The organism is Pedococcus sp. (assembly GCF_036000045.1).
Classification (GTDB): domain Bacteria; phylum Actinomycetota; class Actinomycetes; order Actinomycetales; family Dermatophilaceae; genus Pedococcus.
This window is the reverse complement of sequence record NZ_DASYGF010000016.1, coordinates 51714-74630: the sequence shown is the minus strand read 5'-3', so window position 1 is coordinate 74630 and position 22917 is coordinate 51714. Positions and strand designations below refer to the sequence as shown.

23 protein-coding genes are annotated in these 22917 nt (G+C 71.4%); 7 read left to right on the top strand and 16 right to left on the bottom strand.

Annotated features, from left to right (window positions below):
* Window positions 1-39 precede the first annotated feature (39 nt).
* Both VGN50_RS02590 and VGN50_RS02585 read right to left on the bottom strand, forming a co-directional pair.
* Complete coding sequence (locus tag VGN50_RS02590) at window positions 40-2478, bottom strand: sodium-translocating pyrophosphatase (protein WP_327443073.1); 2439 nt, start codon at window positions 2476-2478, stop codon at window positions 40-42.
* A 127-nt stretch (window positions 2479-2605) separates the two neighbouring features.
* Entirely contained in the window at window positions 2606-2962 is a 357-nt protein-coding gene (locus VGN50_RS02585; RefSeq protein WP_327443072.1) for an anti-sigma factor antagonist, read from the bottom strand.
* Between the two features lie 70 nt (window positions 2963-3032).
* On the opposite strand from VGN50_RS02585, the gene VGN50_RS02580 reads away from it, so the two are divergent.
* Together VGN50_RS02580 and VGN50_RS02575 are read left to right on the top strand one after the other, a co-directional pair.
* The gene (locus VGN50_RS02580) at window positions 3033-5408 is read left to right on the top strand and encodes a DEAD/DEAH box helicase (protein ID WP_327443071.1); all 2376 of its coding nucleotides are present in this window, start codon (window positions 3033-3035) and stop codon (window positions 5406-5408) included.
* Between the two features lie 30 nt (window positions 5409-5438).
* Window positions 5439-6236: a hypothetical protein gene (locus tag VGN50_RS02575; RefSeq protein ID WP_327443070.1), complete on the top strand. Its 798-nt coding sequence runs from the start codon at window positions 5439-5441 to the stop codon at window positions 6234-6236.
* 51 nt (window positions 6237-6287) lie between these two features.
* Here the strand turns inward: VGN50_RS02575 and VGN50_RS02570 are convergent, their stop codons facing one another.
* The 8 genes from VGN50_RS02570 to VGN50_RS02535 all read right to left on the bottom strand — a co-directional run bounded on the left by VGN50_RS02570 (window position 6288) and on the right by VGN50_RS02535 (window position 12157).
* The gene (locus VGN50_RS02570) at window positions 6288-6713 is read right to left on the bottom strand and encodes an Rv3654c family TadE-like protein (protein WP_327443069.1); all 426 of its coding nucleotides are present in this window, start codon (window positions 6711-6713) and stop codon (window positions 6288-6290) included.
* The gene (locus VGN50_RS02565) at window positions 6710-7048 is read right to left on the bottom strand and encodes a TadE family type IV pilus minor pilin (protein ID WP_327443068.1); all 339 of its coding nucleotides are present in this window, start codon (window positions 7046-7048) and stop codon (window positions 6710-6712) included. The genes VGN50_RS02570 and VGN50_RS02565 overlap by 4 nt, the downstream gene beginning before the upstream one ends.
* A gap of 14 nt (window positions 7049-7062) precedes the next feature.
* Entirely contained in the window at window positions 7063-7257 is a 195-nt protein-coding gene (locus VGN50_RS02560) for a DUF4244 domain-containing protein (protein ID WP_414694528.1), read from the bottom strand.
* Window positions 7258-7413: 156 nt separating this feature from the next.
* On the bottom strand, window positions 7414-8028 hold the full coding sequence (locus VGN50_RS02555) for a type II secretion system F family protein (RefSeq protein ID WP_327443067.1): 615 nt from the start codon (window positions 8026-8028) through the stop codon (window positions 7414-7416).
* Window positions 8025-8759: a type II secretion system F family protein gene (locus VGN50_RS02550; protein ID WP_327443066.1), complete on the bottom strand. Its 735-nt coding sequence runs from the start codon at window positions 8757-8759 to the stop codon at window positions 8025-8027. The genes VGN50_RS02555 and VGN50_RS02550 overlap by 4 nt, the downstream gene beginning before the upstream one ends.
* Window positions 8756-9883 (bottom strand): TadA family conjugal transfer-associated ATPase, encoded by a 1128-nt coding sequence (locus VGN50_RS02545; protein ID WP_327443065.1) that lies wholly within the window; start codon window positions 9881-9883, stop codon window positions 8756-8758. Before VGN50_RS02545 ends, VGN50_RS02550 begins: the two co-directional genes overlap by 4 nt.
* Window positions 9880-10587 (bottom strand): hypothetical protein, encoded by a 708-nt coding sequence (locus VGN50_RS02540; protein WP_327443064.1) that lies wholly within the window; start codon window positions 10585-10587, stop codon window positions 9880-9882. The genes VGN50_RS02545 and VGN50_RS02540 overlap by 4 nt, the downstream gene beginning before the upstream one ends.
* A 715-nt stretch (window positions 10588-11302) precedes the next feature.
* Window positions 11303-12157: a hypothetical protein gene (locus tag VGN50_RS02535; protein WP_327443063.1), complete on the bottom strand. Its 855-nt coding sequence runs from the start codon at window positions 12155-12157 to the stop codon at window positions 11303-11305.
* Window positions 12158-12271: 114 nt separating this feature from the next.
* On the opposite strand from VGN50_RS02535, the gene VGN50_RS02530 reads away from it, so the two are divergent.
* Window positions 12272-12859 carry an AMIN-like domain-containing (lipo)protein gene (locus tag VGN50_RS02530; RefSeq protein ID WP_327443062.1) on the top strand — a complete coding sequence of 196 codons (588 nt, stop codon included), beginning with the start codon at window positions 12272-12274 and terminating at the stop codon, window positions 12857-12859.
* Here the strand turns inward: VGN50_RS02530 and VGN50_RS02525 are convergent.
* Window positions 12801-13655 (bottom strand): hypothetical protein, encoded by an 855-nt coding sequence (locus VGN50_RS02525; RefSeq protein WP_327443061.1) that lies wholly within the window; start codon window positions 13653-13655, stop codon window positions 12801-12803. The genes VGN50_RS02530 and VGN50_RS02525 overlap by 59 nt on opposite strands.
* Window positions 13656-13742: 87 nt before the next feature.
* Between VGN50_RS02525 and acs the strand changes: the two genes are divergently transcribed.
* Window positions 13743-15767 (top strand): acetate--CoA ligase, encoded by a 2025-nt coding sequence (acs, locus tag VGN50_RS02520; protein WP_327443060.1) that lies wholly within the window; start codon window positions 13743-13745, stop codon window positions 15765-15767.
* Here the strand turns inward: acs and VGN50_RS02515 are convergent.
* The 3 genes from VGN50_RS02515 to VGN50_RS02505 all read right to left on the bottom strand — a co-directional run bounded on the left by VGN50_RS02515 (window position 15733) and on the right by VGN50_RS02505 (window position 18886).
* A complete protein-coding gene (locus VGN50_RS02515; protein ID WP_327443059.1) occupies window positions 15733-16530 on the bottom strand; it encodes a glycerophosphodiester phosphodiesterase family protein in 798 nt (265 codons plus the stop codon). The two genes, acs and VGN50_RS02515, sit on opposite strands and share 35 nt — an antisense overlap.
* A gap of 111 nt (window positions 16531-16641) precedes the next feature.
* On the bottom strand, window positions 16642-17415 hold the full coding sequence (locus VGN50_RS02510) for an IclR family transcriptional regulator (RefSeq protein WP_327443058.1): 774 nt from the start codon (window positions 17413-17415) through the stop codon (window positions 16642-16644).
* Between the two features lie 49 nt (window positions 17416-17464).
* On the bottom strand, window positions 17465-18886 hold the full coding sequence (locus tag VGN50_RS02505) for an NAD-dependent malic enzyme (protein ID WP_327443057.1): 1422 nt from the start codon (window positions 18884-18886) through the stop codon (window positions 17465-17467).
* 135 nt (window positions 18887-19021) lie between these two features.
* Between VGN50_RS02505 and VGN50_RS02500 the strand changes: the two genes are divergently transcribed.
* The 3 genes from VGN50_RS02500 (at window position 19022) to VGN50_RS02490 (ending at window position 21042) form a co-directional block, all read left to right on the top strand.
* The gene (locus tag VGN50_RS02500; RefSeq protein WP_327443056.1) at window positions 19022-19558 is read left to right on the top strand and encodes an NAD(P)H-dependent oxidoreductase; all 537 of its coding nucleotides are present in this window, start codon (window positions 19022-19024) and stop codon (window positions 19556-19558) included.
* A 134-nt stretch (window positions 19559-19692) separates the two neighbouring features.
* Window positions 19693-20088: a phage holin family protein gene (locus VGN50_RS02495; protein ID WP_327443055.1), complete on the top strand. Its 396-nt coding sequence runs from the start codon at window positions 19693-19695 to the stop codon at window positions 20086-20088.
* A gap of 39 nt (window positions 20089-20127) precedes the next feature.
* Window positions 20128-21042 carry an alpha/beta hydrolase gene (locus tag VGN50_RS02490; protein WP_327443054.1) on the top strand — a complete coding sequence of 305 codons (915 nt, stop codon included), beginning with the start codon at window positions 20128-20130 and terminating at the stop codon, window positions 21040-21042.
* Here the strand turns inward: VGN50_RS02490 and VGN50_RS02485 are convergent, their stop codons facing one another.
* Window positions 21043-22254 carry a MarP family serine protease gene (locus VGN50_RS02485; protein ID WP_327443053.1) on the bottom strand — a complete coding sequence of 404 codons (1212 nt, stop codon included), beginning with the start codon at window positions 22252-22254 and terminating at the stop codon, window positions 21043-21045.
* Entirely contained in the window at window positions 22254-22898 is a 645-nt protein-coding gene (locus tag VGN50_RS02480; RefSeq protein ID WP_327443052.1) for a CoA pyrophosphatase, read from the bottom strand. Before VGN50_RS02480 ends, VGN50_RS02485 begins: the two co-directional genes overlap by 1 nt.
* Window positions 22899-22917: the final 19 nt, after the last annotated feature.

Sequence of the window (22917 nt, the reverse complement as noted above, 5' to 3'; positions counted from 1 at the left end):
GCCCGGCGACGACCGCTGGGCAGCACCTACGCTCGGCGACTATCGGGTGACGGGCTGTTCGACGACGTCGGCTGCCCCGCCGGTGGCCTCGTCGACGGCCTGGCCGGGGGCGGTGACCGCATCCGTGTCGGGGGTCGTGGCGTCGGGGGTCGCCGCGTCGGCCCTGCCGTCGTCGTCGCCCCCTCCGATGGCCAGGTCACGCGACTTGGACACGGCCACGGCCGCAACGATGATCAGGGTCGCGACGCCGGCGATGACGTAGCGGAGCCACGGGTAGGTCGCGCCGATGCTGAGGGTGATGATCGCGGGGGCGACGAGTACCGACACGAGGTTCATGACCTTGATCAGCGGGTTGATGGCCGGGCCTGCGGTGTCCTTGAACGGGTCGCCCACGGTGTCGCCGATGACGGTCGCGGCGTGGGCGTCGCTGCCCTTGCCGCCATACGTGCCATCCTCGACGATCTTCTTGGCGTTGTCCCAGGACCCACCGGAGTTGGCCAGGAACACCGCCATGAGGCAGCCCGTGCCGATCGCGCCGGCCAGGAAGCCGGCCAGGGCGCCGATGCCGAGACCGAAGCCGACGGCCACCGGAGCCAGCGCGGCGAGCAGACCGGGAGTGGCCAGCTCGCGCAGCGAGTCCTTGGTGCAGATGTCGACGACCTTGCCGTACTCGGGCTTGGTCGTGCCCTCCATGATGCCGGGGATGTCACGGAACTGGCGCCGCACCTCGAACACGATGGCGCCTGCCGCCCGCGTCACGGCGTTGATCGCCAGCCCGGAGAACAGGAACACCGCTGCGGCCCCCAGGAGCAGGCCGACCAGCGTCGACGGGGTCGTGATCACACCCTGGGCGTTGGCCACGAAGGACTGCGCGGACTTCAGGTCCTCCGGGGACAGCGAGCTGGGGTTGATGCCGTTGAGGGCGGACTGCCAGGCGTCGGTGTAGGAGCCGAACAGCGCCGTGGCCGCCAGCACAGCAGTAGCGATGGCGATGCCCTTGGTGATGGCCTTGGTCGTGTTGCCGACCGCGTCGAGGTCGGTCAGGATCTGCGCGCCCTCTCCGTCCACGTCGCCGGACATCTCCGCGATGCCCTGGGCGTTGTCGGACACGGGCCCGAAGGTGTCCATCGCGACGATGACGCCGACCGTGGTCAGCAGGCCACACCCGGCGAGCGCGATGAGGAACAGGGACAGCGCGACCGAGCCGCCACCCAGCAGGAACGCGAGGTAGACGGCGGCCCCGATGATGACGGCGGTGTAGACGGCGGACTCCAGGCCGACGCCGATACCGGACAGGACCACGGTCGCGGCGCCCGTCAGGGAGGTGCGGGCCACGTCGCGGGTCGGCCGCTTGTCGGTGCCCGTGAAGTAGCCGGTGAGCCACAGGATGATGCCCGCAAGCCCGATACCGATGAGCACGGCCAGGATCGCCGTGCGCCGCGGGTCGCCCGCCAACCCCTGGGTCGCCTGCGTGCCGAACGCCGCGAAGCTGCTGGGCAGGTAGGTGTAGGAGGCCACCGCGCACAGCACGGCCGAGATCGCGGCAGCGATGTAGAAGCCGCGGTTGATGGCCGAAAGGGCGTTCTCGCCTGGCTTGACCCGGGTGACGAACACGCCGATGAGGGCGGTGACGGCGCCGATGGCCGGCACGATGAGAGGGAAGACCAGGCCCTTCTCGCCGAACGCCACCGAACCCAGGATGAGCGCGGCCACCAGCGTCACGGCATACGACTCGAAGAGGTCGGCGGCCATGCCTGCGCAGTCGCCCACGTTGTCGCCCACGTTGTCGGCGATCGTCGCCGCGTTGCGCGGGTCGTCCTCGGGGATGCCCGCCTCGACCTTGCCGACCAGGTCCGCGCCCACGTCGGCAGCCTTCGTGAAGATGCCGCCACCGACGCGCATGAACATCGCCAACAGCGCCGCGCCGAAACCGAAGCCCTCGAGGACCTTGGGGGCGTCGCCCTTATAGAGGAGCACGACCACGGAGGCGCCGAGGAGACCCAGGCCCACCGTCGCCATGCCCACGGTGCCACCGGTACGGAAGGCGACCCGCATGCCGAAGTCACGGCTGCCCGAGCGAGCGGCAGAGGCCACCCGGACGTTGGCCTTGACGGCCAGGCTCATGCCCAGGTAGCCGATGGTCGCGGAGAACAGGGCGCCGACGATGAAGAAGGCCGATCGTCCCCAGCGGACGCTCATCGTGTCAGCGGGGAGCAGGAGAAGCAGCCCGAAGACCAGCACCACGAAGACGCTGAGGGTCTTGAACTGGCGCGCAAGGTAGGCCTGAGCGCCTTCCTCCACCGCCGCGCCGATCTCCTGCATCTTCGCGGTGCCAGGGTCAGCCGAGAGCACCTGCTGCCGGAACACCACACCCATCGCGAGCGCGATGAGAGCGATGACTGCCACCACGACGACAAGGGTGAGGTTGGTGCCGGTCAGCGGCAGCTGAGGCACCGCGAGAGGGGCAAGGCGGGACATTCGATCCTCCTTGATCGAGACACAATTCCGGACCGCCCACGCACACGCCGGGGTGACGAACTGCCAAGGGGGACGCTGCGCCGAGGGTAATGCACGTCACACTGTTTTTACCCCCTGGTGAGGAGGGTCACACAGGATTTGCGGGATCCGCGTCCGCGACGGCTTCGTCGATCGAGGGGTAGATGTGAAAGACCTTGTCCAGACCGGTGATCTTGAAGACCTTGAGGATGCGCTCCTGGGCGGTCACGATGCGCAGGGAGCCGTTCTGGCCACGCACCAGCTTCAGCCGGCCGACCAGGACCCCGAGGCCGGTCGAGTCCATGAACGTGACCTTCTCGAGGTCCACGACGAGGTTGGTGCGCCCTGCGGCGACCTGCTTGTCGAGCACCTCGCGCAGCAGAGGAGCGGTGTAGACGTCGATCTCACCGGCCACATGAACGACGGTGACAGCTCCCTGCTCGGTGCTGGAGACCGAGAGATCCAAGGTCCGGCCCTTCCCTCCTGCTCATCGGGCAGCACTGGTTCGGTCTGCCCCCGGGATTACGGTAGCGGCAATGTCCACAGCAACAACGCCACTCCCCCCGGAACGCCCGGAGTTCGACCCCGTCGACGCGCTCGGACGCCTCGCCGCAGGTGAGCGCGGTGCGCGGTTGCGCCATGTGCACGAGGTTCCGGCCCGGGCGGCTTCGCTCGTCGACTGGCCGACGTGGGTCGACCCCAGCGTGTATGCCGCGTGCGCCGGATCGGGTCTGACCTCCCTGTGGTCGCACCAACGGGAGGCAGCGGACCTGGCGCACGCGGGCTCGCATGTCGTCATGGCGACGGGGACCGCATCGGGCAAGAGCCTGGGATACCTGCTGCCGGTCCTGTCCGCGGTGGTCGAGGGTGCGAACGCACCGACCGGTCGTGGCGCCACTGCGCTGTACCTGTCCCCCACCAAGGCGTTGGCGGCCGACCAGCTGGCTCGGATCGAGACGTTGGCCGTGCCGGGGGTGCGGGCCGCGACCTACGACGGCGACACCCCGTCGGAGGAGCGGCGCTGGATCAGGGACCACGCCCAGCTCGTCCTCACCAACCCCGACCTGGTGCACCACTCGCTGCTGCCTCGGCACGAACGCTGGGCGCCGTTCCTGCGCGCGCTGCGCTACGTCGTCGTCGACGAATGCCACGTCTACCGAGGGGTGTTCGGGTCGCACCTCGCGGCCCTGCTGCGGCGGCTGCGGCGCGTGTGCGCCCGCTATGGCGCGCACCCGACCTTCGTCCTCGCCTCCGCGACGGTGCGCGACCCGGGCGCACACGCCACCCGCCTGGTCGGTATGCCGGTCGAGCCCGTCACCCGTGACGGGTCACCCCGCGAGGCGATGACCTTCGCCTTGTGGGAGCCAGGGCCGCTGTCCGATGGCGAGGGACGTCGTTCCGCCACGTCGGAGGCGGCCGATCTCCTGGCTCAGCTGGTCGGTGACCGCGTCCAGACCGTGGCCTTCGCGCGGTCCCGCGCCGGCGTGGAGGCCCTGGCGACCTCCGCCCGCCGCACGCTCACCGAGGTGCGCCCAGAGCTGGCCGATGCGGTTGCGGCATACCGAGGCGGATATCTGCCCGAGGAACGCCGGACGTTGGAGCGATCGCTGCGCGAAGGGTCACTGGTGGGACTGGCGGCCACCAACGCTCTCGAGCTGGGGATCGACATCAGCGGTCTCGACGCGGTGCTGCTCGCCGGGTGGCCGGGGACGCGCGCCTCGCTGTGGCAGCAGGCCGGCCGGGCCGGGCGGGCGGGGGCCAGGTCGCTGGCCGTCTTCGTCGCTGCCGACGACCCGCTCGACACCTACGTCGTCAGCCATCCCGAGATCGTCTTCGGGCAGCCCGTGGAGGCCACGGTCCTCGACCCCGAGAACCCGCATGTCCTGGCTCCCCACCTCGCGGCTGCCGCGGCCGAGCTGCCGCTGCGCGAAGGCGACCTGCCGCTCTTCGGACCGACGGCTCGAGGGCTTCTCGACGTGCTCGTGGCCCGCGGCATCCTGCGCCGCCGGACCAACGGGTGGTACTGGGCCCGCACCGACCGGGCCAGCGACCATGTGTCGCTCCGGGGCGCCGGCGAGGTCGTGGGGATCGTCGAGCAACGCACGGGGCGCGTGCTCGGCACCATCGACGAGGCGTCGGCTCAGTCGCAGGCCCACACCGGCGCGGTCCATGTCCACCAAGGGCAGACCTATGTGGTGACCGAGCTCGACCTCGCCACCGCGACGGCCAGTGTGGTGCGCGGCGATCCTGGCTGGAGCACGTTCGCCCAGTCGGTGAGCGCGTTCGACCTCGTCGGTGCGCAGCGGTCGACGTCGTGGGGGCCGGTCGAGGTGTCGTTCGGCTCGGTGCAGGTGCATACACAGGTGACCTCGTTCTTGCGCAGGCTCCCCTCCGGAGAGGTCATCGGGACCCATCCCCTGGAGCTACCGACCCGCACGCTGACCACCAAGGCGGTGTGGTGGACCATGCCCGTCGAGCTGCTGGCGCGCGCGGGCATCGACGAGGCCGACATCCCCGGCGCGGCCCACGCGGCCGAGCACGCCGCCATCGGGATGCTGCCCCTGATGGCGACCTCCGACCGCTGGGACATCGGCGGCGTGTCGACGGCCCTGCACCCTGACACGGGACTGCCGACCATCCTTGTCTACGACGGATATCCGGGGGGGGCCGGTTTCGCCGAGCGGGCCTACGAGTCGTTCGAGGCGTGGCTCGGGGCGACGGAGGAGACCATCACGTCGTGTCGCTGTGAGCACGGCTGCCCTGCCTGCGTGCAGTCACCCAAGTGCGGGAACGGCAACGAACCCTTGAACAAGGCAGCAGCCGCGCGCCTGCTGCGGGCGGTGCTGGCACTCGCTCCACACGCGCCGGACGGCACGGCCACGGAACGGGCGAAAGCTCAGGCCGCGCACTAGGGTCGAAGGCGCAGAGGCGCACCCGGCGCCGTGAACTGGGAGGTTCTCGTGGTTCTGCTTGGAGTCCTGCTCGTGCTGGTGGCTGCTGGAGCCGCGGTGTGGCTCGTCCTGGGAAGCCAGGCGGTGACAGCCCCTGTCAACCTGCACACCGCCGGTCTCAAGATCGGTATGACCCCTCTGGCCCTGCTGGTGGCCGGGGCCCTGATCCTGCTGGTCTTCTGGATCGGCCTGGCCCTCATCCGGGCGAGCGTCAAGCGCCGGCGTCGGCCGGCTCGGGAGGCTCGAGAGGCGCAGCGGCAGGCCGAGCTGGAGGAGAACATCAGGGCGGACGAGCGGGCTCGGGCCGAGGAGACGCATCGCAGCGCCCTGGCGGAGCGAGACCGGGTCCGTGAGGACGAGTTCCAGTCTCGGCTCGCGGAACGAGACCGCATGCGGGACGAGGACGAGCAGACTCGCATGACCGAGGCCGAGCAGCGCATCCGGGCGGACGAGCGGCTCAAGGTCGAGAGCGAGTACCGAGACCGTTCCGGTGATGCCCTTGCTGCCGGAGGTCTCTCGGGCAGCGGGACTGGCGCCGCGGGCGCGATGGGTGCCGGTACTGCCGAGGGCGGCGGCTTCTCCGACCCCGCGAGCGCCTACCGCGACGACACCCCCTCTCACGACACAGGTGCCGGCGAGTACACGGGCTCGCATCAGTCGAACGACTTGATGGACGCGAACGGAGCGACGGACGCGAACGGAGCGACGGACGCGAACGCACCGCACCACGACCGGTTCCGGACCGTGGCCGACAAGATCATGGGCCGGGAGCCCACCGGCGAGGCCTGAGCGCAGCTCGAGCGCCAACCCCGTCCACCCTCGACCACAGCCATGTCGACGTCATGGCGAAGGCCCGGCCCTGGACCGGGCCTTCGCCATGGGCGTGCCAGCGCCGGGCCAGCCCAGGGACTGGATGAACTGCACGGGCCCGGTGACCGGTGCGGACACAGTCACGAGGACCGCCCCCTCATCATCGACCTCGCAGCTGACCAGCTGGGCGGCGTTGCGTGCGACCATCGCCCCCGCTCGGGCGCACGCCGCCGCCGTGCCCAGACCCGCGTGGATGGAGACTGCGCCCGCGAGTGCGCCGAGGTCCGCGGCGCCACGCGCCCGATGGGACGCAGTGACCGCAGCGCCGACGCCGAGCGCTGACAGCAGGAGCAACATCAGCACGCCCAGGCCCGCAACCACGAGGATGGTCGCCGACCCCTCGTCACTGCGGCCTCCACGACCTCCCCGTCGAGGTCGGACCGGGCGCCGTGTCACGAACCGGGCCCCACATCTTCTCGGGCCGCGACGGCATGGGCATGGGGCGCCACCCGATCACCCAACCAGGACAGCATCGGCGCAGGGAGGCCGACGACCTCCACCTCGACCTCGGTGGCGGACGCGGTCACGGTGAGACGCGCCCCGACCGGAGCCAACCGGCGCCCCTGCGAGAGAGCCACCGCCATGCCGTCGCCCCGGGCCACCAGCCGGGCACTGGCGCGCGCCGCGTCGAGGCATCGCACCTGGTCTGTTGCCACCGCGACGGCCGACAGCGCCACGACGAGGACCACGATGAAGGAGGGCAGTGCGACGGCCAGCTCGGCCGAGGCCATGCCTCGCTCGGTGCTTAGGCAGCGGTGCCCAAGGCGGCAGTGATGACGGACGCGAGCGCCGCCCTCACCGCGGAGGACTTCACGACCACCAGCAGCACGGCAGCGAAAGCGCAGGCCGCCATCGTGCCGACGGCGTACTCTGCCGTCGTCATGCCGGCCTCTGCGGCCGACCGCACGACCGTCATCCGTTGTCTCAGCAGGCATTTCACGCGACTCTCCTCATGAGATGGGTTCGGCCGGTTCGGCCGAACCTCAGTTCAGCGCGCGAGAGGTGTCGCCACCACCGACCCGTCAGCGAGCTGGGGAGCCTTGGGCGGAGGTAGGCGGCATGTGGACGACGCCATGGGCATCGGTGGGTCGCCGGGCTAGCCCCCCAGCACCCCACGGGCCAGGACGAGCAGGACGGGCACCACAGCGACGCAGGCGAAAGATGGCAGGAAGCCGAGCCCCAGGGGCAGTACGAGGAGAACTCCAGCCCGTGCGGTGCGACGCTCTGCAGCCCGGTCGTCGGCTTCGCGCTGCCGGACCGCAGCCTGGTGCAGGAGCTCGGCAGCCGGCGCGCCGGTCTCCTCGGCGACGGCCCAAGCCAGGGCAGCCGCCCGCCACGCGCGACCGCCATAGGTCCATGCCTCGCCCGCCGGACGCCCCCACCGAAGAGCAGCCACCACGGCCGCGAGGTCACGCCGGGCGGATCCGACCGAGCACCGCTGGACATGGTGCAGCGCCTCGGTGAGACCGAGACCGGAGCGGACCGCCAACGACAGCAGCTCGAGGGTGTCGGCCACCTCGACGGCTGTCGGCTGCTCGGCCCTCGAGAAGAGGCTCAAGTGCCGGACTGGCCGGACGAGCGAGCGGCAGCGGTCGATGACCGCCTCGCCCGCCGTGGGACGGCTCGCCTCCCTTGCCGCCGGCCAAGCACCCGAGGGCCAGAGGCTCACAGCGAGCACCGCGAGCAGCATCAGCACCCATGGGACGCTCACCCCGGTCGGGCGCCTCCGCGCCTGGATGGCCGGATGGCCCCCGCGATGATGCGACGGCTCCACCACCAGGCCAGGACACCCATCAGGACACCCGTGACCACACTGGCCATCGCCGCGCCGGATGAGAGGTAGAGCGCCCGAGGGCTCACACCGAAGGCCAGTCCCACCAAGGGACCACACAGGGGCAACAGGGCAAGCACCGCCATCGACGCACGAGGCCCCGCGACAGCGCTCGCCAGCCGTTGTCGCGAGCGTTGCCGCCCCCGCAGGACCTGCTCTGCTGTCTGCAATGCGCGCGCCAGGGGCGCGCCGGTCATCTCGCTCAAACCCCAGGCTTGGCCCACGAAGCGGAGGTCGGCGCTCTCTCGTTCGTCCGCGTGGCGGAGCCAGACGGCGGCGATGCTCTCACCACGGGCAGCCGCAGCGACCAGGTCGTCGAACAACGGCTGCAAGGGGCCGCCGGCCGGCATCGCCTTGACTGCCGCGCGCAGGGCGGTGGCCGGTGGGACGCCGGTGTGCACCGGCGCGGCCATCAAGGCGATGGCATCGCCGAGCTCGGTCTGAGCCGTCACCCCGAGCGGGACTCGGCGACGGGTCAGCCGGCCAGCGATACCGACATCCCCCCGAGGTCGAGCTCGGGTGGCGACACCCACACCGAGATCGCGCCGACGCCGACCCGGCCAGAGGAGGACAGCGACCACGGCCACCGCCAGCACCCCTCCGCTCGTCACGATGCCTCACCCACCAACGACATGAGCTGGGCCCACCCCGAACCCCTCGCCTCGCCCACCAGGTCGATCGCAGGCACGCACGACAGTCCCGACGGGCCCGAGCCCAGCACGGAGATCGAGTCGACGACACGACCCCGGGGACGTCGGGCCACATGCACCACCGCCTGCACCGCGCTGGAGAGCTGTGACTGCAGCGCCTCGCGGCCCAGCCCTGCCAGCGCGCCCAGCGCCTCGAAGCGGGCCGGCACGTCCGCAGGTGCGTTCGCATGCACGGTGCCGCACCCGCCCTCGTGACCGGTGTTGAGCGCGGCCAGCATCTCGCGGACCTCGGCACCCCGCACCTCGCCCACGACCAGCCGGTCGGGACGCATGCGCAGGGCCTGCCGGACCAGGTCGACGAGCGTGACCGCGCCTTGCCCCTCGACGTTGGCAGCCCGCCCTTGCAGGCGGACCACGTGAGGGTGGGCCACGGAGAGCTCTCTGACATCCTCGACCAGGACGATGCGCTCGGAGGCTGGCACCTCCGCGAGCATGGCGCCCAGCAGTGTCGTCTTGCCGCAGCCCGTGCCGCCGGTGACCACGAACGAGCGTCGCGAGCGCACCAGCCCGCGCAGCAGCTCCTCTCCCAGGGCACCGAACATCGCGCCCTCGCGCAGCACTGCGAGACCGTCAGCCTGCACTCGTGGGACCCGCAGGCTCAGGTGGGCGCCCCCGTCGACCAGCGGGGGCAGCACAGCATGCAGGCGGACCCCGCCCCTCAGCAGGCCGTCCACCCAAGGTTGGCTCTCGTCCAGACGACGCCCGGCCAGGCCTGCCAGACGCACGGCCAGACGCCGGGTCGCGGCGGCCTCGGGCAGGACGACGTCCGACCGGACGAGTCCCGATCCACGGTCGACCCAGACGGAGCCGTCACCGTTGACGAGGATGTCGGTGACCGCCGGGTCGGAGAGACAGGCCTCCAAGGGACCAAGGCCCAGCACGTCGGAGGAGATGACCTCACGGGCGGCCGCGACGCCGTCCCGCCCGAGGCGCGCCACATCGGCCGCTGCGACACGGGCCACCACAGCCGGGTCAGGCTGGCGCCCCTCGCGAATCTGTTCCTCGATCCCGGCGAGGTAGCTCATGACGCCGCTCGGCCGTTCTGGCCGCTGAGGGCCAAGACCGCCACCACGTCCTCGGCCGCCCGGGCGAGGACGGAGGAGGGGCGGGCGCCCGGCATACGGGCGCGGTCTGCGTCAGTGACGGCGCGTGGGTCCTGGTGGAGGACCGTCGCCAAGGGCAGGTCGAGCAGGGACGCGACGTCCTCGGGCTGCACGGGGTCACGCCGCGCCGCGCGCAGGGCGAGGCGCACGTCTGGGGACCGCTCGAGCAACGCGGGCACGACCGCGGCGGCGTCGGCGAGGTGTCGCGCGGCCACGCCGGACAGGAGGACGACGTGCGTGCACTGGTCGACCAGACGGAGGGATCGCCCGAGATCCACGACGGTCACCGGGCACAGCTCGGCCAGCGCGGCGAGCGTCGCCACCATCACGTCCCGCCCCGGCGCGGCCGCCCGGGCCGCGAGGACGCGCAGCGACCCCTCGGCCGGAAGCGCCCGCAACAGCGCAGCGCCGTCGATCTGCCCCCGAGCGGCCTCCAGATCGGGCCAGCGCAGCCCCGGCAGGTGCTCGAGGCAGGCCGTGACATCGAGCCCGCCGCCGACAGCGTCGCCGTCGAGACAGACCGTGGCGCCGAAGCGCGCACATGCGCGCAGCCCCACCGCGACAGCCAGACTGGAGACGCCGAGTCCGCCGGAGGCGCCGAGGACGCCGACCACCTGATGATCCATGACGCAAGGGTGGCGCCGGACGGCACGGGCCCCGGGTGGTCGGCCATTGCTCTGTGGAGGCGACACCCTGGCTGGCGGGACCTGTGGACGGACGCAAGCGACCTGGTGGAGAAAAGGGGACGGCCCCGGTCGGGGGGACAACCGGGGCCGTCGACGCGCCAAGCTCCGGGGGGGAGGAGCTGGTGCGCCGGTCCGCTCGACCCCGAAGGGGAGCGAACGGGTCAATCCTGAACTATCGACGCCCCGTGCGCAACTTCCCTCCTGAAGATCTGCGTGATGCGCGCCACAGGGCGTCAACAGTCACCCCGCCACGACGTGGGCGACCCACCGTGGAACGGCGGCTGGGGTGCAAAAAGGGGGCTTGGGACTCCCGGTCTACGGCGCAACTGCCGTTGCGAGAACGCGTCGGCGCCAGACTTCTGCGGAAGGGATGGCGCAACAAGTTCGCTCGGGCCGGGCGCGAGGATGGCACCCCGCAGGCGGGGTGCCATCGACCGCGACCCGCCCCGGGCGACCAAGCGTGCATCGTGTTGTTGTCGCAACGGGACAAGCCCGTCACGATCGGTCCACCAGTGGACTGCCCGCGCGTGGGTTCCCGGTGTGATCGCGGTGGTCGTCGGACTCGCGTACGTCGACGTGCTTCATGTGTACCTCGCGGCGCCGGGAAACGGAACCCTTGACTTTTGGCGTAGGCGCGAGACACCGCCCGGACGCGTTAGCCGAGCCGACCTGCCCGCACCGCGTCGCAGATCTGCTGACCGGCCTGCGCGCCGGCAACGACCGCCTCCGCGCAGTGCCCGACCCACAGTGCGACCCCCTCGGGGGTGCCGGTGCCGTATGCCGCGAGCGCGCCGAGGTAGGCGGGTCCGCCTTGTGCGGCGTGGCCGGCCTCCGTCACCACGACTCCCGTGGGGTCGAGCCCCGTCGCCTGGACCAGAGCCCGCTCGACCGCTCGAGCCACGACGCCGTTCCCACGGACGAAGGGCCGCACCGTGGCGATCTCTGCATGGGCTACCGCTGTGACGACGAGGGCGGGCACCGAGGCGCCGACGGTCATGACGGCCACCAGCCCGCCGAGCCGGGCTCGCAGCTCTCCCGCGTCGGGAGCGACGCCCAGGTCGGTGAACTCAGCGGACCCCTCGCCCTCGACCCGCGGCCGGCCCAGCTGCTCGTCGGGTCCGAGCCCCGATGCCGCCGCCACATGCAGCCGGGCCAGTGCCTGCAGCGGCGCGCTCGTCACCAGCGACCGCACGTGCTCGCTCTCGGCGGTGGCCTGCACCGCGCCTCGAGCCACGCGCTCGACGGGGTCGGGCTGAAGCGGCCACTGCGCCGCGCCGCGCATCACGTCGCGGACCAGGTCAAGCGGCACCGTGGCGCCCTCGAGCGCAGCGCTGGCCTGTGCACCGCGGACCCGCGACTCGGCACTCGCCTCGGGGATCCGGCGGCGCAGCGCCTCGTGCCACCGCACCTGCTCGCAGGCCTCTCGGGCCGCGGCGATCTTGTCGGCGATGCCCGGCAGCGCCGCGATGCCGTTCAGCGAGGCAAGGACCTGTGCGGGGGAGGTGGACACACGGTGAAGCCTAGGGCGAGGAGTGGCCCGCTCCCCCCGATACATCCCTGGCCCCGACGTCAACTCGATCACGTGCTCGCGCGTCAGAGGGGTGTCCTGAAAGGAGAGCACGCCATGACGCTCCGAACCACCAGGGTCATCCAGGCCCTCGCTGTCAGCATCGCCGCGGGGGCACTCCCCCTCACCGCCGTCGCCACCTCGGCTGCCGGCTCGACCACCGCCGGCACCGCCGCAGCCAGCACGGCATACTGCGGCATCACCTGGGGCTCGCTCGCCAAGAGCAGCGCCCCCATGGTCAGGGGTCCCGTGACCGGCGTGCGCGCCGGGCGGCATGCCTGCTTCGACCGGCTCGTCATCGACGTCACCGGACGCGCGCCGGGGTTCTCCGTGCAGTACGTCAACGCCGTATACACCGAGGGCAAGGGCACTCTGGTGCCTCTGCGTGGTGGCGCCAGGCTTCGGGTCGTAGCCCTGGCTCCCGCCTACACCGCGACCGGAGCACCCAGCTTCACCCCCGCCAACCGCTCAGAGGTCGTGAACGTCACCGGATACCCGACGTTCCGTCAGGTGGCGTGGGCCGGATCCTTCGAGGGGCAGACGACCCTGGGTCTCGGCGTGCGCGCGCGGCTGCCGTTCCGCGTCTTCACGATCCAGGACGCGACGACGAGCCGGCTGGTGATCGACGTCGCGAACCATTGGTGAGCACTCGGGCCACCACGATCAGCACGGCGAGGACGGCTGCGACCCAGAACCATCCGACCTGCTGAGCGAGCGTGCTCTGCGAGAAGGCCCACCACTGGGTCGAGAGGTAGTGCCAGAAGGCCTGGAGCACCCGGCCCGCCTGGCTGCGACCGGAGTCCGACGGCCGGTGTGGGCCGAGGGCGGCCCAGCCGTGTCGCAATGATGCAGCCAGCAGCCCGAACACCAGCCACGTCACGAGGAGTCGAGCGACGGACAGGAGCGTCGGGGCAACGCGGGCCCAGGTGGCCACCGCGAAGGGGAGCGCGAGGGCCACCGCCAGCGGCAGGCCGTGAGGCCAGGTCGCGGGCGAGAGTCCCGCCACGATCGCGAGCACACCGGCCGTCCCGAGCAGGCTGCGGGGGCCGCGAGCCCCCAGCGCGATCCCCACCAGGGCCGCCACCGCCACCAGGATGGCGAGGTCCGCTCGCTCGCCGGGGACACTGTCACGGCTCGGCGCCGAGAGGACCCAGCCCAGGCCGCTGAAAGCGACCACGACCCCCAGACGCGGCCACGGCGCACGCACCAGTAGTGCGACCGTGGCCGCGGCGGCCGCTGCACCGAGCACGAGCACATCGCCGTCGAGGAGCCGCAGCGGAAGGCGCAACCACGACCCCAGGCCCCAGAACCCCGCCGGCCACCACAGGACGACCCCGAGCAACAGGGCGGTCTCGGGCCAGAAGCGCCTAGCGACCCGCCTCAGATCCGCTCCCCGCGTGCGCGCGGCCGCCTCGCTCCGCTCACGCCGCAGTGTGTTCACGCGGCGAGGCTAGCCTCTGAGAGCTCGTTGCGTGAGCCTGGATAACGTGACGTACGCCCCGTCGACCGACGCGTACCCCTTGAAGCCATGGCGGTATCCGGGTTGGCTGGGAGTTCAGCGGTCGCCTCGGCGGCCGTCACCGCGTCGTCGCCCAGGAGGAAGACCGTGTCTGAGCCAGTCGAGTCGAAGTCGTTCGCGCCGAGTCGAGAGCTTGCCGAGGCCGCGAACGGCCGGGCCGACCTCTACGAACAGGCGGCCGCCGACCACGAGGGCTTCTGGGCCCAGCAGTCGCGGAACTACCTCACCTGGGCCAAGGACTTCGACGAGACGCTCGACTGGAGTGGGGCACCGTTCGCCAAGTGGTTCGTCGGCGGCGAGCTCAACGCGGCCTACAACTGCGTGGACCGCCACGTCGAGGCCGGCAACGGCGGGCGCGTCGCGATCCACTTCGAGGGTGAGGGCGGCGACACCCGCACCATCACGTATGCCGACCTCCAGCGGGACGTGGCCAAGGCCGCCAACGCGCTGGAGGGGCTGGGAGTGGTCAAGGGCGACCGCGTCGCGATCTACCTGCCCATGATCCCCGAGGCCGTCGTCGCCATGCTGGCCTGCGCCCGCATCGGCGCTCCGCACTCGGTGGTGTTCGGCGGCTTCTCGGCCGACGCCTTGAGGACCCGCATCGCCGACGCCGAGGCCAAGGTCGTCATCACGGCCGACGGCCAGTTCCGGCGCGGCAAGCCCGCGCCCCTCAAGCCTGCGGTCGACGACGCGGTGACCGGGGACAGCACCGTCGAGAAGGTCCTGGTCGTCCGGCGCACCGAGCAGCAGGTTGCGTGGGACGACCAGCGCGACGTGTGGTGGCACGAGGTGGTCGACAGCGCGAGCGACCGGCACGACGCGGTGCCGCACGACAGCGAGCACCCGCTGTTCATCCTCTACACGTCTGGCACCACGGGGAAGCCCAAGGGCATCTTTCACACCACGGGGGGCTACCTCACGCAGGCGGCATACACGAGCTCGGTGGTCCACGACCTGCACCCGGAGACCGACGTGTACTGGTGCACCGCCGACATCGGCTGGGTCACCGGGCACACCTACATCGTCTACGGGCCGCTGGCCAACGGCGCGACCCAGGTGATCTACGAGGGCACGCCGGACACCCCGCACCAGGGACGCTGGTGGGAGATCGTGGAGAAGTACAAGGTCTCCATCCTCTACACCGCTCCCACCGCGATCCGGACGTTCATGAAGTGGGGCGACGACATCCCCGCGAAGTACGACCTGTCGTCGCTGCGGGTGCTGGGTTCGGTGGGCGAGCCGATCAACCCCGAGGCCTGGCTCTGGTACCGCAGGAACATCGGCGCCGACCGGTGCCCCATCGTCGACACGTGGTGGCAGACCGAGACCGGCGCGATCATGATCAGCCCGCTGCCCGGCGTGACCGAGCTCGAGCCGGGGTCTGCGCAGCGGCCCATCCCGGGCATCAGCGCGGAGATCCTGGACGACGAGGGCAAGCCGCTGCACGACCCCGAGGCGGTGGGCTACCTCGTCCTGACCAAGCCGTGGCCGTCGATGCTGCGTGGCATCTGGGGCGACCCGGAGAGGTACAAGGAGACGTACTGGTCACGGTTCGGCGAGAAGTACTACTTCGCCGGCGACGGTGCCAAGTACGACGAGAAGGGCAACATCTGGCTACTCGGCCGGGTGGACGACGTCATGAACGTCTCGGGTCACCGGCTGTCGACCGCCGAGATCGAGTCGGCCCTGGTGTCCCACCCCTCAGTGGCCGAGGCGGCCGTGGTCGGGGCGACGGACGAGACGACGGGCCAGGCTGTCTGCGCGTTCGTCATCCTGCGCGGCGGCGCGCAGGACCACGGTGACGAGACGATCCAGGAGCTGCGCAACCACGTGGCCAAGGAGATCGGCCCCATCGCCAAGCCGCGTCAGATCCTGGTGGTCGCCGAGCTGCCCAAGACCCGCTCCGGCAAGATCATGAGGCGCCTGCTGCGGGACGTGGCCGAGAACCGCGAGGTCGGCGACGTGACGACGCTGGCCGACTCGTCGGTGATGGGTCTGATCAAGCAGGGCATGGCGGGGTCCACCGAGGACTGACCCCGGACATCGGCGTCCACTGGCCACGGGCGAGCAGCACCTCACGCAGCAGGTCGGGCCGGTCGGTGATGATGCCGTCCACGCCGGCGTCGAGCAGCCGGGTCAGCTGCACGGGGTCGTCGACGGTCCACACCACGACGCGGACGCCGATCCGGTGCGCGCCCTCCACCAGCCGCTCCACGAACACGGGCACGCGCCCCAGTCGCAGTGGCACGTGGGCGAACTCGGCGGTCGCGCAGCGCCGGTTCGGCGGCATACCGGCTCGGGCCGAGCAGACGAGGGCACTCAGCGACCGCCACCCCAGGGCGGTGCGCACCCCGGGCACCGCCTGACGCACGGTCGCGAGCCAGCCGTCCCAGGCGCCCGCGACGCAGACCCGTTCACGAAAGTCACTGTGCCGCAACACCCTCACCAGGGGCGCGATGGCATCGCGCTCCTTGAGGTCGACGGTGAAGCGGGCGTCGGGGAAGGCCTCGAGGGCCTCGACCAGCGTCGGGACCGGCTCGGTGCCGGCGACCCGAACCGCACGCAACGACGCGAGGGTATGCCGCCGCACCGGCCCACGCGCATCGGTCACCCGGTCGAGCCGCTCGTCGTGGAAGCACACGAGGTGGCGATCCGCAGTGAGCCGGACATCGGTCTCGAGATAGCGCAGTCCGAGGGCGGTGGCGAGGGAGAACGCCGCGAGGGTGTTCTCGGGCGCCAGTCCCGCGCCCCCGCGGTGAGCCAGGGCGATCGGAGAGGTCTCGGCTCCGTAGGCCATGCCCCCAAGAGTGCCAAGCCGCGATCACCGAAAGGACCGGAAACAGCCCGCCAGACCACTGTTCACCCGATGGTCGGCGGCCGTTCGGCCCAGGGGCGAACGGGGGTCGGGCTAGCGCCGGCCGCCGCGCATCTCGGCCGAGATGGCGGCCGCCGCCTGATGGAGAGGACCGGCCGCCCGGGCCACGACGACGTCGGTCATGCGCGGTAGGGGACCCGAGACCGACAGCGCCAGCCGTTGCACCGCATCGGGCACGGCGACGGCGACACACCGGACTCCGACCTCATGCTCGCCCTCGTCGAGGGCATAGCCGCGCTCGCGGGTGGCAGCCAGCTCCGCGAGGAAGTCATCGGCCGAGGTGATGGTGTGCTCGGTGCGAGCCGGCATGCCGGTGCGGGCCAACAGGGCGCGGACCTCCGCAGGGTCCATGTCGGCCAGGATCGCCTTACCGACCCCGGTCGAGTGCGGCAGCACGCGACGACCGACCTCGGTGAACATCCGCATGGAGTTCTGGGAGGCCATGACCTGGCCGACATAGACCACCTGGGCGCCGTCGAGCATCGCGAGGTTCACGGACTCCCCCAGCTCGTCGGCCAGCCGCTCCAGATGGGGCCTGGCCCAGCGTCCGAACATCCGTGAGGTCGTCTCTCCCAGGCGGATGAGCCGGGGCCCCAGAGAGTACTGACGAGAGGCCTCCTGCCGGACGTAGCCGAGATCCACGAGCGTGCGCACGAGCCGGTGGATGGTCGGCAGGGGCAGGTTGGCGTCGGTGGCCAGCTGGGACAGACTGATGACGCCCCCGGCGTCAGCCATCGTCTCGAGAATGCCGAAGGCGCGCTCGAGCGACTGGACCCCGCCGGACCTGGGGGCCGTCTGCACGCTCATGTATCGCTCCTCGTGCCGACCATGAACCGCTGCACGCCAAGCAGTGGGGTCATCGGTTCGCTCCCCCGGTGGTCTCGGGATGATGGCCGTGGAAGCCCGCCGCCCCACGCACCGCGGCCGCGACCGCCGGGGCGACCTCGGGGTCGAAGACACTGGGGACGATGTAGCTGGCGTTGAGCTCGCCGGGGTGGACACAGTCGGCGATGGCGGTCGCCGCGGCGATCATCATCTCGTCCGTGATGTCGCTGACCCCCGCGTCGAGCAGGCCCCGGAAGAAACCGGGGAAGGCGAGGACGTTGTTGATCTGGTTGGCGTAGTCCGAGCGGCCGGTGGCGACGACTCCGGCGTGCCGGCTCGCGGCCACCGGGTCGACCTCGGGGTCGGGGTTCGCGAGCGCGAAGACGACCGACCGCTCGGCCATTGTCGCGATGTCGTCGCCGTCGAGCAGGTTGGGCGCCGAGACGCCGATGAAGACGTCGGCGCCGGCGAGCACCTGCTTGAGCGTGCCCCGGGCGCCCGAGGGGTTGGTGTTGCGGGCGATCCAGCCACGGAACTCGTCGCTGTGGTCGGCAGCGGGGTCGAGGGCGCCGTGCCGGTCACAGCCGACGATGTCGCGAACGCCCTGCGCGGCGAGCAGCCGGATGATGGCGTGCCCGGCGGCGCCGACTCCCGAGACGACGATCCGGACGTCCTCGAGCTTCTTCCCCACCACGCGCAGAGCGTTGGTCAGCGCCGCAAGCACCACGATCGCGGTGCCGTGCTGGTCGTCGTGGAAGACGGGGATGTCCAGCTCGGCGCGCAGCCGCGCCTCGATCTCGAAGCAGCGCGGCGCCGAGATGTCCTCGAGGTTCACGCCGCCGTAGACCGGCGCCAGAGCCTTGACGATCATGATGATCTCCTCGGTGTCCTGGGTGTCCAGGCAGACCGGCCACGCGTCGACGCCGGCGAACTGCTTGAACAGCGCCGCCTTGCCCTCCATCACCGGCAGCGCCGCGGCCGGCCCGAGGTTGCCGAGGCCGAGGACCGCAGAGCCGTCGGTGACGACGGCGACCGTGTTGCGCTTGATCGTCAGGCGCCGCGCGTCGTCCGGGTTGGCCGCGATGGCCAGGCACACCCGGGCCACGCCGGGGGTGTACGCCCGCGACAGGTCGTCGCGGTGCTTGAGGGGCACCTTCGGGACGACCTCGAGCTTGCCGCCGAGATGGAGCAGGAAAGTGCGGTCGCTGACGTTGCGCACGGTGACGCCGGGCAACGCCGCGATCTGGGCGGTGATCTGGTCGGCGTGCTCGGCGGAGGACGCGTTGCACGTGACGTCGACGACCAGGCTGTCGGCCCGCGACTCGACCACGTCCAGGGCCGTCAGGGAGCCACCCGCCTGTGCCACCGCCGCGGCGACGATGCCCGTCGTGTCGATGGCGGCGGGCGCGACGGCCCGCACGGTGATGGAGTACCCGGGACTCGGTGCGGACATGGTGGGGCCTCCATACGATGGTTTCCGTATTGTGGACTTTTCTTTCTGTTCAGTGGAACAGTAGGGGCCGCGGCAGGATCCGGACAAGGGTCTCTCATCTGCCCTGCCCCCCCTCCACGGTGCGAGACTTCGGGCATGCCCCGCCTGTCTGTCGTCGTCGCGAGTACCCGCCCGCAGCGCATCGGCCACCTGGTCGCCCAGTGGGTGGTCGAGCGGGTGCCCGGAGACTTCGAGACCACGGTGCACGACCTGCGCGAGCTGGCCCTGCCCTTCCTCGACGAGCCGGGCCAGCCGGCTGACGGGCACTACGTCCACGACCACACCCGGCGCTGGTCCGCCGCGATGCGCGCCACCGATGCGCTGGTGCTGGTGATGCCGGAGTACAACCGGGGCTACAACGCCGCACTCAAGAACGCCATCGACTACCTGTATGCCGAGTGGGACGGGCTCCCCGTGGCCTGCGTGGGCTACGGATGGCGGGGCGCGCACTTCGCCCGGTCAGCGCTGCGCCAGACGCTCGAACGGCTGAAGATGACCGTCGTCGAGGCTCCCGGGCTGGCCTTCGAGCAGACGCTGACCCAGCAGGGCGAGGTCACCGCCGGAGAGGACGTCGAGGCCGAGCTGGCCGCGATGTTCACGGCGCTGCGCGAGGCCGCTCGCGTACCCGCCTGAGACGCCATGTCCACCCGCCCCTCCCGCGCGCCCGGGAATGCCGACTGCTTCGAGCCCTTGGATGTGCGGCCGGAGCAACGCGGTTAGGGTGGGTTCGCCGGCACCACGGACCGACGGAAGCGAGGGCGCGGCCCATGAGCACCAACCCTGACAAGCCCGAACGCACCATCGGTCAGCTCGTCGCTGACGCGACAGGCGAGATCTCGACGATCGTCCGCAACGAGATCGCGCTCGCGAAGGCCGAGATCTCCTCCGACGCCAAGGCGGCCGGCAAGGGCGCGGCGATGTTCGCGGTGGCCGGGTTCGTCGGCCTTCTCGGCCTGATCTTCCTCTTCCACACCATCGCCTACGTGATCGCCATCTGGCTGCCGGTCTGGGCCGGTTACCTCATCACGACCGGGTTGCTGTTCGTCGTCGCCGCCATCCTGGCGCTCGTGGGACGCGCCAGCATGAAGGCGATGAAGGGCAAACCCGAGCGCACGATCAAGAACGCCCAGGCGACCATCACGACCCTGAAGTCCGGTTCCTGAGCCGAGGGCGACCCGCCCGGGCCCACGGCATACGAGCTCATGAGCCTTGACGCCTCGCTGGTCCTCGTCGACGGGCCGTGGGAGCACCGGTTCGTCGCCGCCAACGGCGCGAGGTTCCACGTCGCCGAGCAGGGCGAGGGTCCGCTCGTGCTCCTGCTGCACGGGTTCCCCCAGTTCTGGTGGGCCTGGCGGCACCAGCTCAGCGCGCTGGCCGAGGCGGGGTACCGCGCCTGCGCCCTGGACCTGCGGGGCTACGGCGCGTCCGACAAGCCGCCCCGGGGCTACGACACCCGGACCTCCGCGACCGACGTCGCCTCGGTCCTGCGGTCGCTGGGCGGCTCACGCGCCGCCGTCGTCGGGCACGGATGGGGCGGATGGATCGCCTGGGCCATGCCCACGCTGCAGCCGACCGTGACCCGAGCCGTCGCCTCCGTCTCGATGCCGCACCCGCTCGTGTTCCGCAAGGCCTCGCTCACCCAGCCGGCCCAGCTCAAGGCGAGCGGCTATCTCGCGGGGCTGCAGCGCCCCTTCGTGCCCGAGCGGCAGATGACGGTGAACGGTGGCTACGTCCAGCGGCTGCTGCGCGAGTGGGCCTCCCCTGAAGGCATCTGGCCCTCGCCGCAGGAGGCCCGCCTGTATGCCGAGGCCATGGCACTGCCGTTCGTGGCCCACTCAGCCGCCGAGTACTACCGGTGGGTGGTGCGCAGCCAGCTGCGGCCGGACGGGTGGCGCTTCGCCGCGTCCATGCGCACGCCCATCACCGTCCCTGTGCTCCAGCTGCACGGAGCGCACGACCCGGTGGTGCTGCCGAGAACGGCCCTGCAGCCGGTCGAGGCCGTGAGGGGGCGGTTCGAGCGCCGCCTCGTGCCCGACGCGGGGCACTTCCTGCCCGAGGAGGCGCCGGACGTGGTCACGGCGCACCTGCTCGACTGGCTCGCCGGCCTGCCGGACTGATCAGCCGGCGACGCAGGAACCGGTGCTGACAGGGGTCGACGCCGACGCGGCGGCCTGCAGCACGGGCTGGACCTCGGTGGTGGTCAGCGCATAGCCAGTGCTCGCGTCGTCGAGCGACTTCGCGAAGATCACGCCGACCACTCGGCCGTCGGGGGACAGCAGCGGACCGCCGGAGTTGCCCGGCTGCACCGTGGCGTAGAGGGAGTAGACCTCCCGGCTCGCGCCGGGCTGACCGTAGATGTCGGAACCGCGGGCGTCGACGATGTCACGAACCCGGGCGGCATCGAGGCGGTAGGGCCCGTCGAGCGGGAAGCCGGCGACCACGCCCGTGGCACCCCGAGCCAGGTCGGGCCCCTCCCGCAGGGGGTCGGCCGGGAGCCCTGGCACGTCGATGACGGCCAGGTCGCGCTTGGGGTCGAAGATCACGACGCGACCCGTGTAGGAGCGGCCGGTGCCGTGGATGCGCAAGGTCGCCGTGTGCATGCCCGCCACGACGTGGGCGTTCGTGACGACCCGGTCGCGGGCCACCACCCAGCCGCTGCCCTCCTGGCCGCGGTTGCAGGAGTCGGCGATGCCCGTGATCTTGACGATCGAGCCCGCCGCAGCGCGCACCCCTGGCGTCTCGACCACGGCCGGGTCGGGAGGGGCGACGGGCGTGATGCGCTCGGCCTGGAGCCCGTCGAACACCCGCGGGAAACCCTCGCGGTCGAGCACGTCGCGGAAGCCTGCGAACAGCCGGGACGTCTGCGGCGGAACCACCGAGTCGATCGTGCGCAGCACCCGGGACTCGCCGATCGCCCGGGCGATGGGCGCGGGCGCGCCACCGCGCAGCGCTCCGGCGATGAACCACATGAGCACGGCGGCAGACAGCACGACGGCGACCGCGCCCAACACAGAGTCGAACACCTGGGCCGGCTTGACCCGCAGGGTCGAGCGCATCCGCCCGCCGAGAGAGACGGCCACGGCCTGGCCGATGGAGGCGAGGATGAAGACACCGGCGATGAGGACCACCGTGCGGATCAGGGGCGTCGAGCCCAGCTGGGCCCACTGCGTGATGGCCAGCGGCACGAGCCACATCGCCAGGGCACCCCCACCCAGGAACCCCGCGAGCGACAGCACGCTGACCAGCAGCCCCTGGCGGTAGCCGGTGAAGGCATAGCTGATGAACAGCACGATGAGCACGTAGTCGAGCACCGTGAGTCCGAGAAACATCAGGCCCGGCCTTCCGTCGCAGTCTGGGTCAACGCGTCCCGTCGGCCACCAGGCGTGTAGCGCTCGGGGAGCGGACGTTCCACGCTACGGTCCCACGGAACGGTCAAACCGCCGAAATCGAGCACAGCTGAAAGCAACCCCGCGGTGAAGCCCCAGACGAACAGCCCATCCACCTCGAAACCCGGCCCGCGGTAGCCGCTGGGATGGGTCACGGTGAAGCGGGCCGACGGGTCCAGCAGATGCGACAACGGCGCCTGGACCGCCCGATGCACCTCGCGGGCGTCGATGCCGTCGAGGTGACCCGGCTCGGCCCACCACCCCAACACGGGCGTGACGACGAGCTGACGTGGCCCCAGGTAGATGTCCGGCAGCTCGCCCACCACGTCGATGGCGGCGGGGTCGATGCCGACCTCCTCCTGCGTCTCGCGCAGTGCGGCGTGGGCGTCGCTGGCGTCCGAAGGCTCCCGCTTGCCGCCGGGGAAGGAGATGTCGCCCGGCTGGGAGCGCAGCGTGTGGGCGCGCTCGGTCAGCACGACGTGCTCGCCGCCGCCATCGAGCGGACCGAACAGCATGAGCACGGCCGACCGCCGACCACCCTCGGGGGGCGGAGCGAACTGTGCGAAGTAGCCCTGGTCCGCCGCCACGCTCGAGCGGATACCCGAC